Source organism: Aeromonas sp. HMWF017 (assembly GCF_003061465.1).
Taxonomy (GTDB): domain Bacteria; phylum Pseudomonadota; class Gammaproteobacteria; order Enterobacterales; family Aeromonadaceae; genus Aeromonas; species Aeromonas veronii.
The window spans coordinates 18,226-20,991 of record NZ_QAJD01000136.1; the positions used below are offsets into that span (position 1 = coordinate 18,226).

The following is a 2,766-nucleotide window of genomic DNA, read 5'->3' on the forward strand; positions in this document are numbered from 1 at the left end:
GGTGGAATTGGGCGCCAAAGAAGTTGCTGTGTTCAGCAACCCCGCCCACGATGGCGGTAAACGGCTGGCCGTAGTCGCAGGTCGCCAGCGTCGCTCCGGTCACTTCCAGTGCATAGGAGTGGACGAAGTAGAAGTAGCTGCCGCTCGGGATCCCTTTGAGCAGAGGATGGGTCCCGTCATGCTCAATCTGGTTCCAGCCCATATGGGGCAGGCGCAGATTGCCGACTTCCATCAGCCGGATCTTGCCCGGTACTATGCCGAGGCAGTCGATAAGCGTATCTGGCGAACCTCGCGTGCCCATGCTCTCTTCGGAGGCCTCCGCCAGCATCTGCATGCCGAGGCAAAAGCCCAGCAGCGGTTGCTTGGCGGCGCGAATAAGGGGCACCAGCCCCCGCTCGTTGAGATTCTTCATGGCGGCCACCGCGGTGCCGACGCCCGGCAGGATCAGCTTGTCGGCCTGCTCGATATCTGCCGCCCGGCTGGAGACCAAGGGCTGCACGCCAAGGCGTTCGAACGCCATTCTGACCGAGGCCAGATTCGCGCAGCCGGTGTCGATGATGACCAGCTTCTGCTTGCTCACATCCATCACAGCACTCCCTTGCTGGAGGGGAGGTCACTCCCTTCCACCCGAATAGCCTGACGCAGGGCGCGGCCAAAGCCTTTGAACAGCGCCTCCACCTGATGGTGGGTGTTGCCGCTGCCCACTTTCATCTGCAGGGTGATGGCCATGGCATCCGACAGCGAGCGGAAGAAGTGGGGCACCATCTCGGTGGCCATCTCACCCACGTTGTCGCGGCCAAAACCGCTCGGGCAGTCGAATACGAAGTAGGGGCGACCGCTGAGATCCAGCGCTGTGCTCACCTCCTGCTCGGTCAGCGGACGCGCATCGATCACTGCCTGCACCTCGTCCATCGCCAGCACGAAGCCGAAGCGGCCGATACCGCGTTTGTTGCCAAGGGCTTGGCGCAGCGCCTGGCCGAGGGCCAGCCCAACATCTTCCACAGTGTGGTGATCGTCGATATGCAGATCGCCGCTGACGTTCAGTTTGAGCTGGAAACCGGCGTGGGTGGCAATTTGATCCAGCATGTGATCAAAGAAGCCGATACCGGTGGCGATCTGGTTGCCGCCGCTCTTGTTTGTGGCAGAAGGGTCGAGGTCCACCGCCACTTGAATGCGGGTCTCCTTGGTGTAGCGTTCCACCTTGGCAGCGCGGCCCTTGGACAGTAGCTGATCACGGATGGCGAGCCAGTCGTGATCCAGCGGGTGGTAGCGAATACCGCCAATGCCCATATTCTCGGCAAGCTGCAGATCGGTCTGGCGATCGCCAATCACGAAGGAGTTGGCAAAGTCGATGCGACCGGAGGCGAGATACTCCTTCACCAGCCCGAGGTGGGGCTTGCGGCAACTGCAGCCGTCGGTGGGGAAGTGCGGGCAGATCAGCACCTGCTCCCACTTCACCCCTTGCGATTCAAACAGGTGCATCATCAGGTCGTGGGGGGGCTGGAAGTTCTCCAGCGGCAGGCTGGCGGTGCCCAGCCCATCCTGATTGGTCACCATCACCAGCACGTAACCGGCGGCCTGCAGCTCGCGCAGTACCGGAATGACCATGGGCTCGAAGCGCAGCTTGGCGAGGCTATCCACCTGCTTGTCGGTCACCGGCTCTTCAATCAAAGTGCCGTCGCGGTCGATAAACAAAAACGGGGTCTTCATCGCTACATCCTTGTCTTACAAAGTGGGAGAGGGCAGATCACGCAATACCGCCAGCACGGCATCCATCTCGCCCTGATAGCCGATAGTGACGCGAATGCTGTTGTCCAAGCCCGGTTTGCTGGAGAAATCCCGCAGTATGATGCCGGCGGCCTTCATGGCGGCAAAGACGGTGGCGCCATCCACAAAGCGCACCAGCACGAAGTTGCCCTTGTCCTCAAACACCTCTTTGACGCAGGAAAGTTCGCCGAGCGCGGCCTTGAAGGCGGCTTTTTGCTTGTTGAGCTCTATCACTCGTTCGCGTATCAGCTCCAGTCCCATGGGGGAAAGGGCCTGCGCCGCGATCTGGGCGATGGGCTCGGGGATGGGATAGGGGGCGATCACCTTGGCCAGCATGGCGATCACCTCGGGGCTTGCCAGCGTAAAGCCGCAGCGGATCCCCGCCAGCGCAAAAGCCTTGGAGAGGGTGCGGGTCACCACCAGATTGGGGAAGCGGGCCAGCAGGTCTACCACGGACGACTCTGGGCAGAACTCGATATAGGCCTCGTCCACCACCACGATGGCGCGATCCCGGGCCTTCTCCAGCAGGGCGATCAGGCCGTCGCGCCCCACCAGATCCCCGGTGGGGTTATTGGGGGAGCAGAGGAACACCAGCTTCACATCAGACAGACGGTCCGCGATGGCGGGCCAGTCCGGCTGGCGGCGGATGGTGAGCGGCTGCTCGACAATCCCCACGCCGCAGGTCTCGGCACTGATGGCGTACATGCCGTAAGTCGGTGGGCAGATGAGGATCTGATCTTCACCCGCTTCGCAGAAGGTGCGGATCAAGAGCTCGATGGCCTCGTCGGCGCCACGGCTGACCAGCACCTGATCGGGATTAACCCCGGCATAGGCGGCATAGCTGTTCACCACCTCGGTCGGTTGGCACTCGGGGTAGCGGTTGAGGCGGCTACCCTCGATGGTGAAGGGATAGGCCTGCGGCGCCTCGTTGGCGTTGAGCCAGACGTGGCCCTTGCCGCCGATGCGGCGGGCTGACTGATAGGGAGTGAGGGCCCGCAC

General features: G+C 62.4%; 3 protein-coding genes. All 3 read right to left on the reverse strand.

Features of this window, described 5'->3' with window-relative positions; translation table 11 throughout:
• Positions 1-586: imidazole glycerol phosphate synthase subunit HisH (gene hisH, locus DBR30_RS13645; RefSeq protein WP_108588391.1), on the reverse strand; the 586-nt coding region annotated here is incomplete at its 3' end.
• Positions 586-1,710, reverse strand: a complete 1,125-nt coding sequence (gene hisB, locus DBR30_RS13650) for a bifunctional histidinol-phosphatase/imidazoleglycerol-phosphate dehydratase HisB (RefSeq protein ID WP_108542622.1) — start codon at positions 1,708-1,710, stop codon at positions 586-588. The genes hisH and hisB, both read right to left, overlap by 1 nt.
• Positions 1,711-1,725: 15 nt before the next feature.
• On the reverse strand, positions 1,726-2,766 hold a 1,041-nt coding region (gene hisC, locus DBR30_RS13655; RefSeq protein WP_108588392.1), incomplete at its 5' end, for a histidinol-phosphate transaminase.